The following is a 16,954-nucleotide window of genomic DNA, read 5'->3' on the forward strand; positions in this document are numbered from 1 at the left end:
TCGCCCCCTGGTGGCGATCTCGCGCGCAGTGGTTCAGGCCACGAGCAGGCGGAGGCCGAGTTCGGCGGCGTCGAGGGCGACGAGATCGCGGTTGCGCTCGGCCCACCGGCCTGAGGAGAGGTCTGCGCGGAGTGCGCTGACCGCCCGTTGCTCGGCCTGCGGTCCGACTCTGGTCCACACCGAGACCGCGCGGCGGACATGCTCGTCCAGGTACGCCTCGGGCCGGCGCCAGTGTGCCTCGAAGAAGCCGTCAGCGCAGTCCCACGGGACGAGTAGCGGCTCCGCGCGTCCCCCGATCGCGCGGGTCAGGTCGGCCAGGGACGGCCAGCCGACGAGGAGTTCTGCGAACTCGGGCAGGTAGTCGCGGGTGAGCCAGAAGCGCTGCCGCCAGCCGGTGTCGTCGGCGTCGTACGTGAACACCACCACGCGACGGGCCACCCGCCGCATCTCACGCAGCCCGGCGACCGGGTCCGGCCAGTGATGGACGGTGCTGACCGCCATCGCGGCGTCGAAGGACTGGTCCTCGAACGGCAGGCTCTCCGCGGCGGCGGCCACGCACGGCGCCGCGCCCGGCGGACGCAGCGCCCGCATGACCGCCGACGGTTCCACCGCCGTGACGTCGCGGTCGGGTGGCTCGTAGGAGCCGGTGCCGGCCCCGACGTTCAACACCGTTCGGGCGTCCCCCAGCGCATCCCAGATGCGCGCGGCGATCCGTGGCTCGGTGCGCCGCGTCGCCGGGTAGGCGGATCCGATGACGTCGTACAACTGTGCGCCGAACACTTTCAGCTGCTCCTCCGGTGTCGTCCTGATTCCCATTGCCCGTGCCTCCAGTTCCCTGTCTATGGCCGTCACCATGGCAGCGGCGCGGTCGCGCTGGTCCATCAGCAGGCCGCGCAGCCGGCACAGGTGCGCGACCGCGTCGGTGGCCGGATCGTCGACCAGAGCCGCGATCTCCCGCAGTCCGAAGCCGAGCCGCCGGTAGGCGAGCACCTCCCGGAGCCGCTCCACGTCGCCCGCGGAGTAGGCCCGGTGCCCGGCCGCAGTCCGGGTGGACGGCTGCAGGAGGCCGATCTCGTCGTAGTGATGCAGGGTGCGGACGCTGACGCCGGCCAACTGCGCCACCCGCCCCACGGTCAGGTGCTCCTCCACGCCACCGACTATGTGGCATGACGCCGCGTGAGGAGCAAGCGCTTCGCGGCCGGCCTGGCATAGCCTCGGATCCGGCGCGAGCCGTTCGGAGAGCAGACGAGAGGCGGCTGTACGCGGCCGCCGGGACAAGGGAGACATGGGATGGCCCGGTACGTGGTCTCGTTCAACGACGGCGCGATGGACCACATCCCCGACGAGGACTGGCCCGACGTGGGCAAGGCCTCGCACGCGGTGGTCCAGGACGCCGTGAACGCCGGCGTCTTCGTGTTCGGCGCGGGAATCGAACGCCAGCGGGCGAGCGTCGTGGCCACGGACGGGACGGTCACCGATGTCCCTCACCCGCAGACCGGGGAGTTCCTCGGCGGGTTCGTGATAATCGACGTGGCCGCCCGCGAGGAGGCGCTGAGCTGGGCTGCCAGGTTTGCCGACGCCTGCCGCTGCGCGCAGGAGGTCCGGGAGCTCATGCCCGATCCCGAGACGGACGCGATGCTCCGCCGTGCCGACAGGTGACGACGACGCCCTGACGATGTCGGATCGAGGAAGACCCGGGGACCGGGGACCGGGTACCGGTACCCGGTCCCCGGGTCAGCGCGGACTAGGAGTGCGGCTTGTCGACGTACCCGATCTCCTCCAGCTTGTCGCCGATGAGCCGGTAGGTGGCCGTCCGCTCGATCACCAACTCGGCCATCGAGGCGTCGTCGGGTCGGGTCAGATAGACCACCTGCGCCTGGCCGGCGCTGATGGTGACCTTCTCGATCGGGGTGCGGTCGCCGATATCGGCCGTGCCGACATAGGCCGGGGCGCCCTTGACGTTGCGCCAGAGCACGATGCCCCAGAACTTGCCCGTTCCGCCGCCGTCGAGCATGACCGCGCGCAGTGCGTCGGGGGCGCCGTCGCCGGTCAGGTCACCGATCGCGCACGGCGGTTGCAGGGTGACCACCACGCCGTCCTCACCGGCCCAGCGCCCCTCGGTCAGCGGGATCGGGTCGGGGTAGTCGTTGTACCGCACCTTGGTGCTGCCCAGCTCCGATTCGGCCACCTGGTCGCAGGTCAGCGCGGGGACCTTGGCGGGCTGCGCGGCGGGTGGCGAGACGTTGTCGTTCGCGCTGCTGCCGTCGCCGAACGGCGGGTCGGCCACCGGTGAGTCCGACGGCACGGTCGTACCGCCGGGGCCCGGTGTATCGCCGCCGTTGATCTCGACCTTGCACCCGCCCGCCACGAGGACCAGGGCGAGCGCGGTCAACGGCAGCAGCGTCCTGCGCATGGTTGTTCCTTTCGATGGGGAGGGCCGCAGCGTAGTGCGCCCCCGCCAGTGCCGGACCGCCACCGCGTTCGTCGCGCCGTCTCAGAACAGTCTGACAACCCGTCTCATTATTGCTGCGACGCCGCGTCGAGGTGGCGGTAGACGGTGGCCCGCGAGACCCCCAGTGCCGTCGCGATCTCGTCGACCGCGTGCGTGCCGTCGGCGTGCATCCGGCGGGCCCGTTCGACCTGATCAGGGCTCATCGCCCTCGGCCGGCCGGGTCGCCGCCGGCCTAGCGCCGGGCCGCCGCCGGCGCCGGATTCCCGTCCGTCGGCAGTGGACTCCCGCCCGTCGCCGGCCGGCCCGGCGGGCGCGGGCGGATCGCCGAGCAGCCGGCGTACGCCGTCGAGCATGTCGGCGCGCAGCACCTCGTCCGGCACGTCGGTGAAGAAGACCACCGGGTCGCTGCACGCGGCGACCGCCTGCACCGCCCGGACCCGCTCCCGGCGCCCGGCGTCCGGCCCCGCGATCACGTGGTTGGCGCGCATGGCGATCCGGATCAGGCGGTGGTGGGTGTCGCCCTTGGTGATCAGCGCGATGTCGTGGAAGAGCATGCCGAGTGGGCGGCGGTGGAGCAGCATGGTGTCCACCCAGCCCTCCAGCAGCGCCCACCGGGCCCGCTCCGGCGGCCCCGCCTCGGCCGCGTCGAGCAGCGCCTCCAGGTCGGCCACCAGCGGCTCGACCAGGGCGATGAGCAGGTGTTCCTTGGCGGGGAAGTGGTAGAGGATCGCGGCCTTGGTCAGCCGCAGCCGCTCGGCGATCTGGCGTAGCGAGGTGCGCTGGTAGCCGTGCTCGGCGAACAGGTCGAGCGCGGCCCGCAGGATCCGGGTACGCGTGTCGTCGGGAGCCTCCACGGTCATGGCGGCCAGCCTATCCGGCGCCTGACCGATAGGCGGCAGCCTCGTTGATTCGACTGACCACCGGTCAGTACAGTGGCGTCGTCTGCACCGTCAGTGGCAGGAGGGGTCATGCCCGTCATCTCCATCGAAAACCTGGTCAAGACGTTCGGCAGCGTTCGTGCGCTCGACGGGCTCGACCTGCGGGTCGAGGCGGGGGAGGTGCACGGCTTCCTCGGCCCCAACGGCGCCGGCAAGTCCACCACCATCCGCGTCCTGCTCGGCCTGCTGCGCCGCGACGCGGGCGACGTGCGGGTGTTCGACGCCGATCCCTGGCGCGACGCGGTCGCCCTGCACCGCCGGCTGGCGTACGTGCCGGGCGACGTGAACCTGTGGCCCAACCTTTCCGGCGGCGAGGCCATCGACCTCTTCGGCGAGCTGCGCGGCGGCCTCGACCGGCGGCGGCGCGACGACCTGCTGGAACGCTTCGACCTCGACCCGACGCGCAAGTGCCGCACCTACTCCAAGGGCAACCGGCAGAAGGTCGCCATCGTCGCGGCCTTCGCCTCGAACGTCGAGCTCTACGTGCTCGACGAGCCGACCTCCGGGCTCGACCCGCTGATGGAGGCGGTGTTCCAGGACGAGGTCCGCCAGCTCAAGCAGGACGGCGCCACCGTGCTGCTCTCCAGCCACGTGCTGGCCGAGGTCGAGGCGCTCTGCGACCGGGTCAGCATCATCCGCGAGGGCCGCACGGTCGAATCCGGCACCCTGACCGAGCTGCGTCACCTCACCCGTACGGCGGTGACCGTCGAGACCGCGCAACCGGCGACCGGCCTCGACGCCCTGCCCGGCGTGCACGAGGTGCGCGAGGTCGACGGGCGCATCCACCTCGAGGTCGAGCCCGCCCACCTCGACGAGCTGCTCAAACTCCTCGTCGGATTCGGCGTCCGCGCGCTGACCAGCACCCCGCCCACCCTGGAGGAGCTGTTCCTGCGGCACTACGGCGACGAGCGCGCCGCCCACGCCACCAACGGCCGCCGCCCGGCCACCGACCGGCAGGCGGGCGTCCGATGAACGCGTTCGCCGGCACCGGGCGGCTCGCCCGGCTCGTGCTGCGCCGCGACCGGATCCGGCTCGCCGTCTGGGTGCTCGGCACGCCCCTGCTCGGCTACGCCCTCGCGGCCAGCGTCGACGGCGTCTACTCCGACGAGGCGGCCCGGGTCGGCTACGCCAGCACCTCGGCGTCCAGCCTGGTCGCCCGCGCGTTCAACGGCCCCATCGCCGGCAGCGACCTCGGCGCGGTGGTGGTCGCCGAGACGTACGTCACCCTGGCCCTGCTCGCCGCGTTGCTGAGCACCTTCGCGGTGGTCCGGCACACCCGGCAGAACGAGGAGACCGGCCGGGCGGAGCTGCTGGGCGCCTCCGTCGTCGGCCGGTACGCGCTGCTCACCGCCGCGCTGCTGGTGGTCGTCGCGGCGAACGTGGCGGCCACCGCGCTGCTCGCCGCCGCCCTGGCCGCCTCAGGTCTGCCGCTCGCGGGATCCGTCGCCGCGGCGGGCGCCATCGGCGGCGTCGGGGTGGCGTTCACGGGCATCGCCGCGGTCACCGCCCAGCTGTCGGTCACCTCCCGGGGCGCCAACGCGCTCGCCGCCGCCGCCGTCGGGGTCGCCTTCCTGCTCCGCGCGGCCGGCGACGTGCTGGGCGCGCAGACCGACGGCGGCCTGCGGGTGGTCAGCGCCTGGCCGTCCTGGCTCTCCCCGCTGGGCTGGGGCAACCAGGTGCGGGCCTTCGGCGGCGAACGCTGGTGGACGCTGGCGCTGCCCGTCGCGCTGCTGGTCGCCGGGGTGGCGCTGGCCTACGCGCTCGCCGAGCGGCGGGACATCGGCGCCGGGCTGGTCGCGCCCCGGCGGGGGCCGGCCACGGCCGCGCCCCGACTGCTCAGCCCTCGCGGGCTGGCCTGGCGGTTGCAGCGCGGCACGCTGCTCGGCTGGGCGGTCGGCGTGGCGGTGCTCGGATTCTCCATGGGCATCGCCGGCGACGAGTTCAACGCCATGATCGAGGAGAACCCGGCCGCCGCCGAGGCGATCACCGCGATGGGTGGCAGCGCGAAACTGATCGACGCGTACCTGGCCGCGATGCTGGGGCTGTTCGCGCTGACCATCGGGGCGTACGTCGTGCAGGCGCTGCTGCGTACGCGCGGCGACGAGGCCGGCGGCCCGCTGGAGGCGGTGCTGGCCACGGCCGTCAGCCGCACCCGGTGGCTGGGCACCCAGGCGCTCGCCGCCACGCTGGGTGCGCTCGCCCTGGTGCTGCTGGGCGGCCTCACCACCGGGCTCGGCTACGGCCTGGTCGCGGGCGACCCCCTCGGGCAGGCGATCGAGCTGGGCGGGGCGGCGCTCGTACGGCTGCCGGCCCTGCTGGTGGTGGCCGGGGCGGTCACGGCGCTGTTCGGGCTGCTGCCCCGCTGGTCGGTGGCACTGTCCTGGGTGGCGCTGCTCGTGTTCCTCCTGCTCGGGCAGCTCGGTGCGGTGCTCGACCTGCCGCAGGCGGCGCTGAACCTGTCGCCGTACACCCACGTGCCGTCGGTGCCGGCGGGCGACCTGGCGGCGCTGCCGCTGGTCGTGCTGACGGCGGTGGCGGCGGCGCTGCTCGCGGCCGGCCTGGCCGGCTTCCGCCGCCGCGACATCCCCAGCTGACCGCGGTGTAAGGAAGGGCACCTTGTTAACGCATTCTGTAGTAGAAGGTGCCCTTCCTAACACCGAAGCAGCTCAGGGCACGACGAGAGGTTCCCGCGACCCACTGTCGAGCAGCCCGGCCACCCGGGTGATCGCGTCGCGGATCATCGAGCCGTACCCGTCGTCCGGCAACTCGGCGGCGAGGGGCGCCGCGACCGCCACGTGGTGCCGGGCACGCTCGACGTCCCCGGCCCGGCGGTACCCGTCGGCGAGGTTCAGGTGCAGCGACGGCAGGAGGGCGCGGACCCGCAACCCGGCGTGGTGCCGCTGGAGGCGGTCGTCGCCGAGGTCGGCGACCGCGGCCAGCGCGTGGCGATCCCACCGCAGCTCCTCCGCGACGGTCTCCTGAAGGTCGGCCAGGTGGTGCGCGATGGTGCAGCGGTGCAGGGCGTCCCCGGTGTCGCCGACCCGGTCCCAGAGCGCGGTGAGGGCGTCCCGCGCGGCGGTCCCGCCGAGCTCCAGGGCTCGGCCGATGTCCGCCATGACCTCGTCGGCGTCGTTCGTGTCCACGGTGCTCCTCGCGGTCGTGGCCGGGTGAACCGGCCGTCGGGTCTCCGCGTCACATGCTGGGGACTCGACCAGCTCGAGGGTCAAGCCCGGCAATCGGCTGTTCCGAAGTGACCGATAGCTGACAGTGTCGACATGGGTGCGCCGCGTATGTCGTACCGGGACGGGAAGCTGGGTTTCCGATCCCTCGGAGGTGCCGCATGCCGTACGTGAAGCCCCACGTCCGCCGGAACGGGTCCCGGGTGCGGGGGCACTACCGCAGGCGACGGCCGGCCGGCCGGGCAAGATCCGCGCGGCGTGGCCGTTCCGGAGGTGGCTCGGGCAACGGCTGGGCTCTTGGTCTCGGAGGGCTGGCCGTGGTCGTCGCGGTCCTCCTGATCGTCGACTTCGTACGGAGGCACCCGTACTGGTCGGCCGTTCTGGTCCTGGTCGCCGTCGCGGGTGTCGTCGTCCTGCTGTCGGCCAGGGCGAAGCAGCGGGCGCGTCAGCGGGCGGAGCAGGCCGAGCGCGACCGGGTCGTCGCGGTGACCGACACGATGACCGGGGCCGAGTTCGAGCAGTGGTTCGGCAGGCTGCTGGAGGCGTCAGGATTCCGGCACGTCCACGTCAGAGGAGGTTCCGGGGACCGGGGAGCGGACGTCACGGCGCTCGCCCCGGACGGCCGGCGCGTCGTCGTGCAGTGCAAGCGGCAGAGCTTGACGAATCGGGTCGGCAGCGCCGCCATCCAGCGCTTTGCCGGCACCTGCCGGGAGGTGCACGGCGGTGAGCTGTGCGCGATCGTCACCAACGGGCTGTTCACCGCCGGTGACGGCGTGCGTCTCGCCCGACAGCTCGGCATCGTCCTGATCGACCGCGGTGCGCTGGAGACGTGGGCCTGGGCGGGCACGCCGCCACCGCGCATGCTCGGCAGGTGACCCGGGGGCGGCTACGGTTGCCACCGGCTGGCAGGCTCGCAGCCATGGGAAGTGTCGTCGCGCAGTTGCCCGCGCTCATCGGCGTGTTGATCGGCACCATTGGCACGATCGTCGCCACCTCCGTCGCCGATCGAAACCGCTGGAAGCGGAGCCAGACCATTCGCTGGGACGACCGGCGGCTCGACGCGTACGTCGAGTTCGCCCGGGTGGTCAAGGAGATCCACGCCGTCGCCGCGCGCATGCTCAGCGGTCAGCGACCCCACTCGCGCTCGCACCCCATGGACCGGGAGGAAGGGCTCGCCCGGTTGGCCGAGGCCGACGTCCGGCACACCCTGGCATGGGAGAGCCTCCTGCTGCTCGGAGACGCCTCGACGGTGTCGGCGGCGCGCACCTGGCGAGACGCCGTGTGGGGGATCGAGCGGGCCGCCCGCGAACCCCTCGTGGGGGACGACCCCGACGACCTGGTGCAACGGGCGAACGAGGCGCGGGATCTCTTCTACGGCGCGGCCCGTGGCGGCCTCGGCGTCAACGGCGGTTCGGTCGCCCAGGCCATGATCCTCGGAGCACGGCTGGACGAGATCCGGGCAGACAGAGCGCTACGGCAGACACCGGAGGCGCGGCCTGCGGCTGAAACGACCGGAAGCCCTGCCTAACATCCCACCCGCCCATTCCGCCAGAAGCGACCAACCGTGCGGCGAGTCCGTGGACGCGTCCCATCGCGGGCCGCTGGTCACGCTGTCGGCGCCCTGTCCGCGTCTGCCCTGCGAGGCGCGGTGGGGCGTCTTCGCCGGGTCGCCGAAGCCGATCATGATTCACCAGTCCCCGTCAGGGACAGTGACGATGCCAAGGTGGTCGGGACGGCGTCGTGCGCCACGACGGTAGCTCAACTGGCTGGCGCCGGGGGGTGGGTCACCTGGGCCTAGGATCTCTGGCATGCAGGAGGGCCGGTGGACGACGATCACGCCGTCACAGTTCGCGCACGAACGGGAGGCGTTGGCGCACGTCCAGGCGTTGCTGCCCGACACGGAGCCTTACCGCGCCTGGTCGAACTTCACCTTCACCGCACAGACCGGCCACCCGTACGAGGTCGACCTTCTGGTGGCCGGCCCGGGTGGGCTCTATCTGATCGAAATCAAGAGTTTCAACGGCCAGCTCACCTCCAGCGGCTCCAACTGGATCCTGCGTGGCCCCAGCGGCACTCGCACGTTCGACAACCCGTTGCACCTGGCGGACGTTAAGGCCAAGAAAATCAAGTCTCTGCTCCAGGTAGCGGCGAGCCAGCGTAAGGGGCCGACGCTCAAGATCCCGTTCGTGCAGGCGGCTGTCTTCCTTTCCAAGCCGGGTCTGATCGTCAACCTCGCCGAGCACCACCTGCACGGCATCCACGGTCCAGAGCCGGCTCCCGGCCACCAGCCGGGCCCGCTGCCGACGGTCGCTTCGCTGCTGCAGCGCCCGCCGCAGGACGAGCGTCAGCGGGTCACCAAGGAGATGTCCGCGGCGCTGCCGGATCTGCTCAAGGCCGTTGGCATCGCCCGCAGCCGTAAGCACTACCAGATCGGGGCGTGGGAACTGGAGACCCGCCCGTTCGATCTGGGACCGACTTGGCAGGACCACCACGCCCGACATCGGGAGTTGGAGCGGGAGCACCGGCGGATCCGGATCTACCTGGTCGAACGCAACGCGGTGCAGTCCGAGCGGGCCAGCATCGAACGCGCCGCCAAGCGCGAAATGACCGTGCTGCACGGCATCAACCACCCGGGCATCGTGCGGGTGGACTCGATGGAGTCACACGAGGCCGGACCGGCGTTGATCTTCCGGTACGACCCCCGTTCGCTCCGGCTGGACCACTACATGGCCCAGTACGGCAACCGTCTCGACGCGCTGAGCCGGCTCGCCATGATCCGTCAGCTCGCCGAGACGGTGGCGTACGCGCACCGCCGACGGCTGCACCATCGCGCCCTGTCGGCCCGCAGCGTGCTCGTCAGCCCGGGTCGTCGACGGCGGGGCGGCAGCGAGGACGAGGCCTGGCTGGTGCCGCAGCTACAGGTCAGCGACTGGCAGGCGGCGACCAGGGGAATAGACACCGCCGGCGGCAGCAGCGGTGAACCGGTGACCCACTCCTCGCACGCCGCGTCGCACATCGAGCACTCCGCCGAGGCGTACCTCGCGCCGGAGCTGACCGCCCCGAAGCCCGACGCGGTGGCGATGGACGTCTTCGGGCTGGGCGCGCTGGCGTACCTGATGCTGACCGGTGAGCCGCCGGCAGCGAAGCGTCCCGAACTGCTCTCCCGGCTGGCCCGCGACAACGGGCTGCGGGCCACCGCCGTGGCCGACGGGATCAGCCTCTTCGCCGACGAGCTGATCCAGGCGGCCACCGCCCCGGTGCCGACGCAGCGGCTCACCACCATCGCCGAGTTCATCGAGATGCTGCAGGTCGTCGAGGACGAGCTGACCGCCCCGCCGCCCGCCTCGGTGCACCCGGAGGAGCCGGAAGCCGAACAGGTCGACCCGTTGGAGGCGCGCGGCGGCGACCGGGTCGGCGAATGGACGATCAGGAAGAGGCTCGGCACCGGCTCGACGTGCCGGGCGTTTCTCGCGTACAACCAGCGCACCGGCAGGGACGAGGTGCTCAAGGTCGGCCTCTCCGATGAGAAGGGCGCCCGGCTCGCGCACGAGGCTCGGGTGCTGGGCCCACTCACCGACTCCCGCGTGATCCGGCTGGCCCGGCCCGAGCCCCTGCAGCTCGGCAACCGCACCGTCGTGGTGCTGGAGCACGCGGGCGAGCTGACGCTGGCCCGCAAGCTGCGCGACGACGGCCGGTTGACCGTCGACGAACTGGAGACCTACAGCCACTACCTCTTCGGGGCGCTCGACTACCTGGAGGGTGAGGGCGTCTACCACCGCGACATCAAGCCCGACAACATCGCGATCCGGGTCCGACCCAACCGCACCCGGCAGTTGGTGCTGTTCGACTTCTCCCTGGCCGGTGTCTCGGTCAAGGAGACCGCCGCCGGCACCCCCCGCTACCTGGACCCGTTCCTCGGCACTGCCAACCGGCAGGTCTACGACAAGCACGCCGAGTGGTACGCCCTCGCGGTCACCCTGCACGAGATGGCCTCGGGTGAGCTGCCGGTCTGGGGCGACGGCGGCACGGAACCGCAGCTCACCGAGGGCCCGCCGGTGCTGGCCGTGGAGGCGTTCGACCCGGCGGTCCGCGACGACCTGGTCGACTTCTTCCGGCAGGCCCTGCACCGGGACCACCGGCACCGGTTCGCCTCGCTGAAGGACATGCGCGACGCCTGGCACCAGGTGTTCCGTCGCTCCGACGCGAGCGCCCCGGTCGGCACCGACCACCCGGAGATCGAAGCCGACGAGCCGGACGAGCATGCCGCCGAGGCGGCCCGCGACGAGGCCGCGACCAGGGCTACCCGGGCCACCGCGCTGGAGGCCGCCGGCCTCACCCCGCGCGCCGTCTCCGCCGCCCACCGGCTGGAGGCGACCACCGTCGGCGAGCTGCTCACCGTGGCGAACAGGCTGGCCACCCTCCCCGGCCTCGGCGCGCGTACCCGCAAGGAGCTGCAGCGCCGGGTCAAGGAGTGGCGCGGCCGGCTGGGGGAGCGGGAGACCCTGCCCACCACCCCCGCCGCCCGCAAGGCGGCTACCGCCGAGGCCGCCACCGAGACCGCCGGCAACGGCGACGCCGATCTGGTACGCGTCGGCGTGGACGCGATCGCCACGCTGCTCCTGCCGGCGAAGAACGGCCGCAACGGCACCGAGATCGAGGGCACCCGGCTGCTGCTGCATCTGCCCGACTCCTCCGGCAGGCTGCCGGCGCTGCCACCCTGGCCGCAGCAACCACAGGTCGCCACCGCGCTGGGGGTCAGCTCCGCCCGTGTCGCGCAGATCCTCGGCAAGCAGCGCAAGCGCTGGCATGACATCCCGGTGATCGGCAGCGTGCGTACGCAGATCATCGAGCTGTTGCGCGACGGGGGACGGGTGTCGGGCGTCGGCGAGCTGGCCACGGCGCTGCTCGGCAGCCGGGGTTCGGTGCGCACCGGCGACGCGCTGCGCCAGGCGGTGGCGCTCGCCGCGGTGCGGGCCGCCGTGGAGGTCGACGCCCTCGCCGACGAGCCGCGCCTGCTGCTGCGCCGCCACGGCGAGCGGCTGCTGGTGGCCCTCGAAGCGGGCGAGGACGACGCCCCCGACACCCCGGCCGCGCCGGCCCTGCTCGACTACGCCGACGCCCTCGGCAAGGCCGCCGACAAGCTCGCCGCCAGCGAGGTGCTGCCGAGCCCGGCGACGGTGCTGCGTACCCTCGCGGCCGTGACCGCGCCAGGCGGGGCGGCCGACGCGATCGACGAGCGACGCCGGGTGCTGCTCGCGGCGGTGGCCTCGGAGCGGGCCGCCGCGACCGCGCGACTGGAGCTCTATCCTCGCGACCTCGACCCGGTCCGGGCGCTGCGGCTGGCCCAGGCCGGTGTGGTGCCCCCGGCGACCGGGCCCGACAAGCGGCGCGGCCTGACTCCTGAGCAGGTGGCCGACCGGGTGGCGGCGCGGTTCCCCGAGCTGGACCCGTTACCGGGTCACCCCAAGCTGGACCGGCTGCTTGCCGAGGCCGGCTTCGAGCTGCGCTGGGATCGCGATCGCTACGTCCCGCCGCCGCCCCGCAACGCCTCGTCCTCCATGTCGATCGTGCAGCGTCGCCCGTCGGCGACGGCCGCGCCGAGCCGGTGGACGGCCGAGTCGCCGGACCTGGCGGCGGCGATGCGCGCCGAGGAGCGGCTGACGGGCGCCAGGTCCACCGGTGGCTTCCGGGCCCTGACGGTACGCCTCAACCGGTACGCCCCGGCCCGCGAGGAACTCGTCCGGCGCTTCGGCGCCCGGCCGGTCAACGTGGCGGCCCGCTTCCTGGACCACCTGCACGCCCTGGTCGACGCGCGCCCGAAGCCGACCTGGGAGACGGTGCTGAGAGCCGACATCGCGGAGCCCGGGTCCCGGCCGGCGATCAAGCTCGGCGAGTACGTCGAGCAGGCGTGGCAGCTCGCGGCGCCCGAGTTGCGCGCGGAGCTGCGGGCCGGCGAGGGGCCGGTGCTGCTGCACGACGCGGCGGTGCTGGCGCGTTACCGGGCGATGGACCGGCTCTACGAGCTGGCCGACGCGGCACGTGGTGGGGCGGGCGACGTGTGGCTGCTCTGCCCGATGGAGGATCCGGCGCTGCTGCCCAAACTGGACGGCGCGGCGGTGCGGGTGGGTGACAACGAGTGGATCGCCCTACCGGACGCCTGGGTTGTCAACGCCCACCGCAGCACAGCTCCCGTCTGACTCCGACACCCGCCCGCCTTGCGTCACTCCACCCGCCCTGGATCGAGCCGTTCACCTGGCAGCCTCACGCCACCCGGTTCAGCCCTGCCTCGCGCCCCCTGTGCCCGCCGCCGCCGGATCGCCGTGATCGTTGACGGCTGGGCAGCTCGACACGCTGATCACGTTGCAGCCTGACTGCCAGCGGTCGAGGCGCTGCCATAGCAGGCGCGGGCTGCCGGTGGGGGTCGTCCACAGCGGGGCGGGTGTCCACAGGGTGGGGTTGGGGCGGTTGCGGGAGGGTGGGCTGGGTAGCCATCGTCGATGGCGTGAATCCGGTGCTCGGGGAGTTGGTAGAGCGGGCCGGTGGGCTGGTGACCCGCGTGGCGGCCGTGCAGGTGGTTCCGGAGTGGACGCTGTGGCAGGCATGTCGCAGTGGTGCTCTGGTCCGGGTGATGCCCGAGGTGTTCGTGGCGGCGCACCTGCTGGACGGTCGACGGGGAACCCGCCCCGACGCCCCCGTGCTGAGCCGACTCGACCCTGAGCTGGCTCGCCGTGCCGCGTGCGCGTGGGTCGAGGGGCGCGGCGCGCTCAGTCACCTCAGCGCCCTCGACGTGTGGGGGCTGCGTCGACAGAATCCTGGCGAGCTGTTGCACCTCAGCGCACCAGCCCGTGCCGGCCTGCGCAGCCGGCCCGGAGTGACGGTGCACCGACGTCAGGGCCTCATCCTCGAGCCACCGCAGGTGGTGGTCCGGAAGGGACAGCCGGTGACCCGTCTCGAGCAGACCCTTGTCGACTCGTGGCCGATCCTGCCATCGGCCGAGCGGCGGGCGCCGGTCCTCCGGGCGGTCAACGACCGGCTCACCACGCCGGAACGGCTGGCGGTGGCCCTGGGAAACGCGCCGAAACTGCACGACCGGGCAACGTTCCGGACGCTGCTGACAAGGCTCGCCGAGGGCTGTCGCAGCCCGCTGGAGATATGGGGGCACGAGCGCGTCTTCACCGGTCCAGGGATGCCAGCGTTCCGCCGTCAGGCGCGGGTACGTGTCGGGCCGAGGACGATGTATCTCGACCTGTTCGCCGAGCGGGAGCGGGTCAACATCGAACTCGACGGCGCCACGACACACGGCGATCCCCGTCAGCGCGAGATCGACCTGCGCCGGGACGCGCTGCTGGCGACCGTCGGGATCCTGGTGGTCCGCTTCGCCCACCGCCGACTGGTCCACGAGACCGACGACGTACGCAGGGAAACCCTCGCCATCCTGACGAATCGTCGGGCGAGCGCGACCGCTTGAGCCCGCACAATTGAGCGTGCCGCAGGGGCCGAGGGACAACGATCTAGGCAAACTCCGACAGCAACGCGGTCTGCTCCGGGGCGAGGCGCAGCAGTGCGGTCTGGCCGGTCACCGGGAAGACCTGGGCGGCCTCGACGTCGCCTCTGCGCAGGCTCGTCGCGACGCCGATCTTGACGCCTCGGGCGGCCAGGGTGTCGAGCAGGGCGCTGGCCTCGAAGAGGTACGCCGCGGATATCCGCCACTGGTGGTGGCGTACCGCACCGGGCTGCCGGGGCGGCCCACTCAAGACCAGGTAGAAGTCGCACTGATACGGGCTGATGTCGATGCCGGTGAGGGCGTCGCCGTAGGTCTTGACGTTCACGGTCCTGCCGGCGAGGGGGCCGGAGCGGAAGATGCCGTCGTAACCGGCCTGGGTCGCCGTGGCGGCCAGCTCGATGTCGAAGACCTGCGCGGCGATGAACTCGCCGACGTCGCCGGGCCGCGCCGATCGTCCGGTGAGCGCCGCGATCCGGGCATCCAGTTCGTCGCGAGTCCGTAGCAACGCGGCCAACTGGCGCAAGGTCTCGGTCATGTGTCTGATTCTTCGTATCGCGCGCTGGTCTGAACAGTCACCCGTCGCTAACTTCTCGTCATGACGACCTCTGTTCGGCAGTACGTCGTGGCCAGCGACACTCTCGCCACCGTGAGGCGCGTCGAGAAGCTGCGCCAGTACATGGGCGCGCAGGTGCTCGGCTCGTCGGGCAAGTGCGTCTGCCGCAAGCTGGGCAGTTGCCGGCGCGCTGTCATGTTCGACGGGCGGGGGGTGCCGCGGCCCGAGGTGTCCTTCGCCGCCGGGCAGCTTTCACACGTCGGCCGTCACTACGATCTCACGCTGGGCGGAAAACCGTGCCGCATCCTGGTCATCGCGATGGACACGGTGCGCCCAAGGGAGAACGTGACTCTTGATCAGCGCCACGCTGAGGTCATGAAGTCGGCCGAGATGCCGTTCACCGACCGGAATCCGCACATGAAGGGCACCACCAATGCCCTCCGGCTCGCGGTGGGGCGGAAGCCGGGAGACGATCGCGAAGCGAGCAGCTCCGCATGAGCGGGGTGCGGCAACCCGTGCACCTCTTCGACGCGTACGCCATGGCGAACCTGCGGCTCTGCTCGGCTACGGCCGACGGGGCGAGATCGTTGAGCGACGCGACCATGAGCCGCAACTGTCTCCCGCACCTGGCGGAGACGATAAGGATCCTGGAGCCGACGCTGTGCATCGTGCAGGGCGTCCAGGTCCACAAGGTGCTGACCGAGCTGATGGGCCGGCGCCGCCAGGTCGCCCCACACCTGGAGCAGGCGCGAATCGCGGGCGTCGGCACCCTCGTCGCGGCGTTCACCAATCCCTCCGCCTGGGGCAAGCTGCGCTGGGGAGGGCTCAACGGCGTTCCCTACCTGCACGAGACCGTGGCGCCGACGCTCCGGGTCGCGTACCAGAGGGTGGTCGGTGCGCCGGCAACGGCCGGCAACCCCACCGCGCACCCGCAGCGGCGGCCGGCCACCCTCGACCGTCAGCCGCCGAGGTGATCTCTCTCTCCCCCCCCCCGGGGCCGGTCGCCTCACCCCTGCTCCGCGCAGGTGTGCGACACCGCGCCACCCGTCACATCGATGACGTCACCCAGCCTGAGCCCCAGTACGCAGCCCCGAGCGGTCGCCACTCGCGGCGCCGCGCTGATCAGGCCGCAGAGCGTGGGACGAGGCGCGGCGGGAGCGCGGGGCGCGGCGGGACGTACCGTCAGGTGGAGGAGCCGGGCGGAGGCCGGCGAGCTGGACGTAGATCTCGCGCTTGGCGGTCGCCTCGCCGCGCCGGTTCAGGACGTAGCCGGTCAGCCAGATCCAGCCGGCGTACGTCGGCTGGTCGGCGACCGAGACGACGCGGAAGGTCAGGGCGCGGTCCCCGGCGAACTGCACCGAGGCCCGGCCGTCGACGGCGAGCAGGTCGCCGGGGGAGGGGCGCGCGGTCACCAGTGACCGGAGTTGCGGTGATGCTCCTCCGGCGGCCGGCACTCCCGGGCGTGCATGCTCTGCCAGTCGCGCAGCGCCCGCCTGATCCGGTCGTTCTCCTGCGTGAGCAGCCGTACCGTCTCGTTGAGCATGGCCAGCTCGTCGGAGACCCGGGCCTGGAACTCGCGTACCTCCACAGGGTCGACGCCGCGCCGGCGCGCGGCGAACTCGCGGGTCCGCACCTCGTGCGGCGTCAGCCGGCCCGGGTAGCCGGCGGGATGGGGCTGAGCACCTCGGTACACCTGAGCCACGACGATCCTCTCTTCAGGGCCGGCGGGAGCGCGCGGGCTCCGCGCGGTGGGGTCGGGAAGGGCGGGTCGTCCGCGAGGGGGCCGCGGACGACCCGCCCGCTCGGCCGCCGCAGCCCGATTGGCGGTACGACGGCAGAGCAGCCGGACGGGGCCGGGACGGGCACAGACACCCGCCCCGACCAGGGGATGAGCCGAACTCGTTGCCACGCGAGGACGGGCTCGGAATCAACATAACTAGACATGTCAGATGAGTCAACGCTGCTTGTTAGGCGCGTCGCGGTGTGATCGAATCGGATTGCCACGCGAGGAGTGCCATGCGAGAAGTGCCGGACTACTGGCGCATCGCCGACGATGTGATCGCCGACGTCAGGTCCAAGAAGTTGAAGCCGGGGGACAGGCTGCCCTCAATCGCCGAGTTGCGTCAGAACTACGGCGTCAGTCACGGGACCGTGCAGATGGCCTACGCCCGGCTGGAAGCGCTGCGGGTAATCCGCCGCCAGCAGGGCAAGGGCGTCTTCGTCACCGACCCGAAAACCTGGATGCGGGAGCCGTAGGTAGCGGGCCGGCGACGGAAACGGTCCCAACGGGTGCCCCCGTCCCGTCGACGGGACGGCTAGAGTCGTCGG

General features: G+C 72.3%; 17 protein-coding genes. 10 read left to right on the plus strand and 7 right to left on the minus strand.

Going from position 1 to position 16,954, the window contains the following annotated elements:
• Positions 1 to 33: 33 nt before the first annotated feature.
• Positions 34 to 1,149: a MerR family transcriptional regulator gene (locus ABZ809_RS27985; protein WP_357565599.1), complete on the minus strand. Its 1,116-nt coding sequence runs from the start codon at positions 1,147 to 1,149 to the stop codon at positions 34 to 36.
• Between the two features lie 141 nt (positions 1,150 to 1,290).
• On the opposite strand from ABZ809_RS27985, the gene ABZ809_RS27990 reads away from it, so the two are divergent.
• The gene (locus ABZ809_RS27990; RefSeq protein ID WP_357565600.1) at positions 1,291 to 1,659 is read left to right on the plus strand and encodes a YciI family protein; all 369 of its coding nucleotides are present in this window, start codon (positions 1,291 to 1,293) and stop codon (positions 1,657 to 1,659) included.
• A gap of 85 nt (positions 1,660 to 1,744) precedes the next feature.
• Here ABZ809_RS27990 and ABZ809_RS27995 read toward each other — a convergent pair whose 3' ends face one another.
• A complete protein-coding gene (locus ABZ809_RS27995; RefSeq protein ID WP_357565601.1) occupies positions 1,745 to 2,413 on the minus strand; it encodes a hypothetical protein in 669 nt (222 codons plus the stop codon).
• 107 nt (positions 2,414 to 2,520) lie between these two features.
• Positions 2,521 to 3,312: a TetR family transcriptional regulator gene (locus ABZ809_RS28000; protein WP_357565602.1), complete on the minus strand. Its 792-nt coding sequence runs from the start codon at positions 3,310 to 3,312 to the stop codon at positions 2,521 to 2,523.
• Between the two features lie 108 nt (positions 3,313 to 3,420).
• On the opposite strand from ABZ809_RS28000, the gene ABZ809_RS28005 reads away from it, so the two are divergent.
• Together ABZ809_RS28005 and ABZ809_RS28010 are read left to right on the plus strand one after the other, a co-directional pair.
• Positions 3,421 to 4,362 (plus strand): ABC transporter ATP-binding protein, encoded by a 942-nt coding sequence (locus ABZ809_RS28005; protein ID WP_357565603.1) that lies wholly within the window; start codon positions 3,421 to 3,423, stop codon positions 4,360 to 4,362.
• Complete coding sequence (locus ABZ809_RS28010) at positions 4,359 to 5,984, plus strand: anibiotic ABC transporter (protein WP_357565604.1); 1,626 nt, start codon at positions 4,359 to 4,361, stop codon at positions 5,982 to 5,984. Before ABZ809_RS28005 ends, ABZ809_RS28010 begins: the two co-directional genes overlap by 4 nt.
• Before the next feature lie 72 nt (positions 5,985 to 6,056).
• Here the strand turns inward: ABZ809_RS28010 and ABZ809_RS28015 are convergent, their stop codons facing one another.
• Positions 6,057 to 6,506, minus strand: coding sequence for a hypothetical protein (locus ABZ809_RS28015; RefSeq protein WP_357565640.1), 450 nt, complete (start codon positions 6,504 to 6,506; stop codon positions 6,057 to 6,059).
• A 380-nt stretch (positions 6,507 to 6,886) separates the two neighbouring features.
• Between ABZ809_RS28015 and ABZ809_RS28020 the strand changes: the two genes are divergently transcribed.
• The 4 genes from ABZ809_RS28020 (at position 6,887) to ABZ809_RS28035 (ending at position 14,037) form a co-directional block, all read left to right on the plus strand.
• Entirely contained in the window at positions 6,887 to 7,444 is a 558-nt protein-coding gene (locus ABZ809_RS28020; RefSeq protein WP_357565605.1) for a restriction endonuclease, read from the plus strand.
• Between the two features lie 44 nt (positions 7,445 to 7,488).
• Positions 7,489 to 8,097 carry a hypothetical protein gene (locus tag ABZ809_RS28025; RefSeq protein WP_357565606.1) on the plus strand — a complete coding sequence of 203 codons (609 nt, stop codon included), beginning with the start codon at positions 7,489 to 7,491 and terminating at the stop codon, positions 8,095 to 8,097.
• Positions 8,098 to 8,377: 280 nt separating this feature from the next.
• Positions 8,378 to 12,766: a BREX system serine/threonine kinase PglW gene (pglW, locus tag ABZ809_RS28030; protein ID WP_357565607.1), complete on the plus strand. Its 4,389-nt coding sequence runs from the start codon at positions 8,378 to 8,380 to the stop codon at positions 12,764 to 12,766.
• A 305-nt stretch (positions 12,767 to 13,071) separates the two neighbouring features.
• The gene (locus tag ABZ809_RS28035; protein ID WP_357565608.1) at positions 13,072 to 14,037 is read left to right on the plus strand and encodes a DUF559 domain-containing protein; all 966 of its coding nucleotides are present in this window, start codon (positions 13,072 to 13,074) and stop codon (positions 14,035 to 14,037) included.
• Between the two features lie 43 nt (positions 14,038 to 14,080).
• Here the strand turns inward: ABZ809_RS28035 and ABZ809_RS28040 are convergent, their stop codons facing one another.
• Positions 14,081 to 14,608, minus strand: coding sequence for a hypothetical protein (locus tag ABZ809_RS28040; protein ID WP_357565609.1), 528 nt, complete (start codon positions 14,606 to 14,608; stop codon positions 14,081 to 14,083).
• Between the two features lie 60 nt (positions 14,609 to 14,668).
• On the opposite strand from ABZ809_RS28040, the gene ABZ809_RS28045 reads away from it, so the two are divergent.
• A complete protein-coding gene (locus ABZ809_RS28045; protein ID WP_357565610.1) occupies positions 14,669 to 15,124 on the plus strand; it encodes a hypothetical protein in 456 nt (151 codons plus the stop codon).
• Complete coding sequence (locus tag ABZ809_RS28050; RefSeq protein WP_357565611.1) at positions 15,121 to 15,600, plus strand: hypothetical protein; 480 nt, start codon at positions 15,121 to 15,123, stop codon at positions 15,598 to 15,600. The genes ABZ809_RS28045 and ABZ809_RS28050 overlap by 4 nt, the downstream gene beginning before the upstream one ends.
• A gap of 87 nt (positions 15,601 to 15,687) precedes the next feature.
• On the opposite strand, the gene ABZ809_RS28055 is transcribed toward ABZ809_RS28050, so the two are convergent.
• Together ABZ809_RS28055 and ABZ809_RS28060 are read right to left on the minus strand one after the other, a co-directional pair.
• Positions 15,688 to 16,038: a hypothetical protein gene (locus ABZ809_RS28055; RefSeq protein WP_357565612.1), complete on the minus strand. Its 351-nt coding sequence runs from the start codon at positions 16,036 to 16,038 to the stop codon at positions 15,688 to 15,690.
• A complete protein-coding gene (locus ABZ809_RS28060) occupies positions 16,035 to 16,328 on the minus strand; it encodes a DivIVA domain-containing protein (protein ID WP_357565613.1) in 294 nt (97 codons plus the stop codon). The genes ABZ809_RS28055 and ABZ809_RS28060 overlap by 4 nt, the downstream gene beginning before the upstream one ends.
• Positions 16,329 to 16,642: 314 nt before the next feature.
• Here ABZ809_RS28060 and ABZ809_RS28065 point away from each other — a divergent pair, with 314 nt between their 5' ends.
• Complete coding sequence (locus ABZ809_RS28065) at positions 16,643 to 16,882, plus strand: winged helix-turn-helix domain-containing protein (protein ID WP_357565614.1); 240 nt, start codon at positions 16,643 to 16,645, stop codon at positions 16,880 to 16,882.
• Positions 16,883 to 16,954 lie beyond the last annotated feature (72 nt).

This window comes from Micromonospora sp. NPDC047074 (genome assembly GCF_040643815.1).
In the GTDB taxonomy this organism is placed as follows: Bacteria; Actinomycetota; Actinomycetes; order Mycobacteriales; family Micromonosporaceae; genus Micromonospora.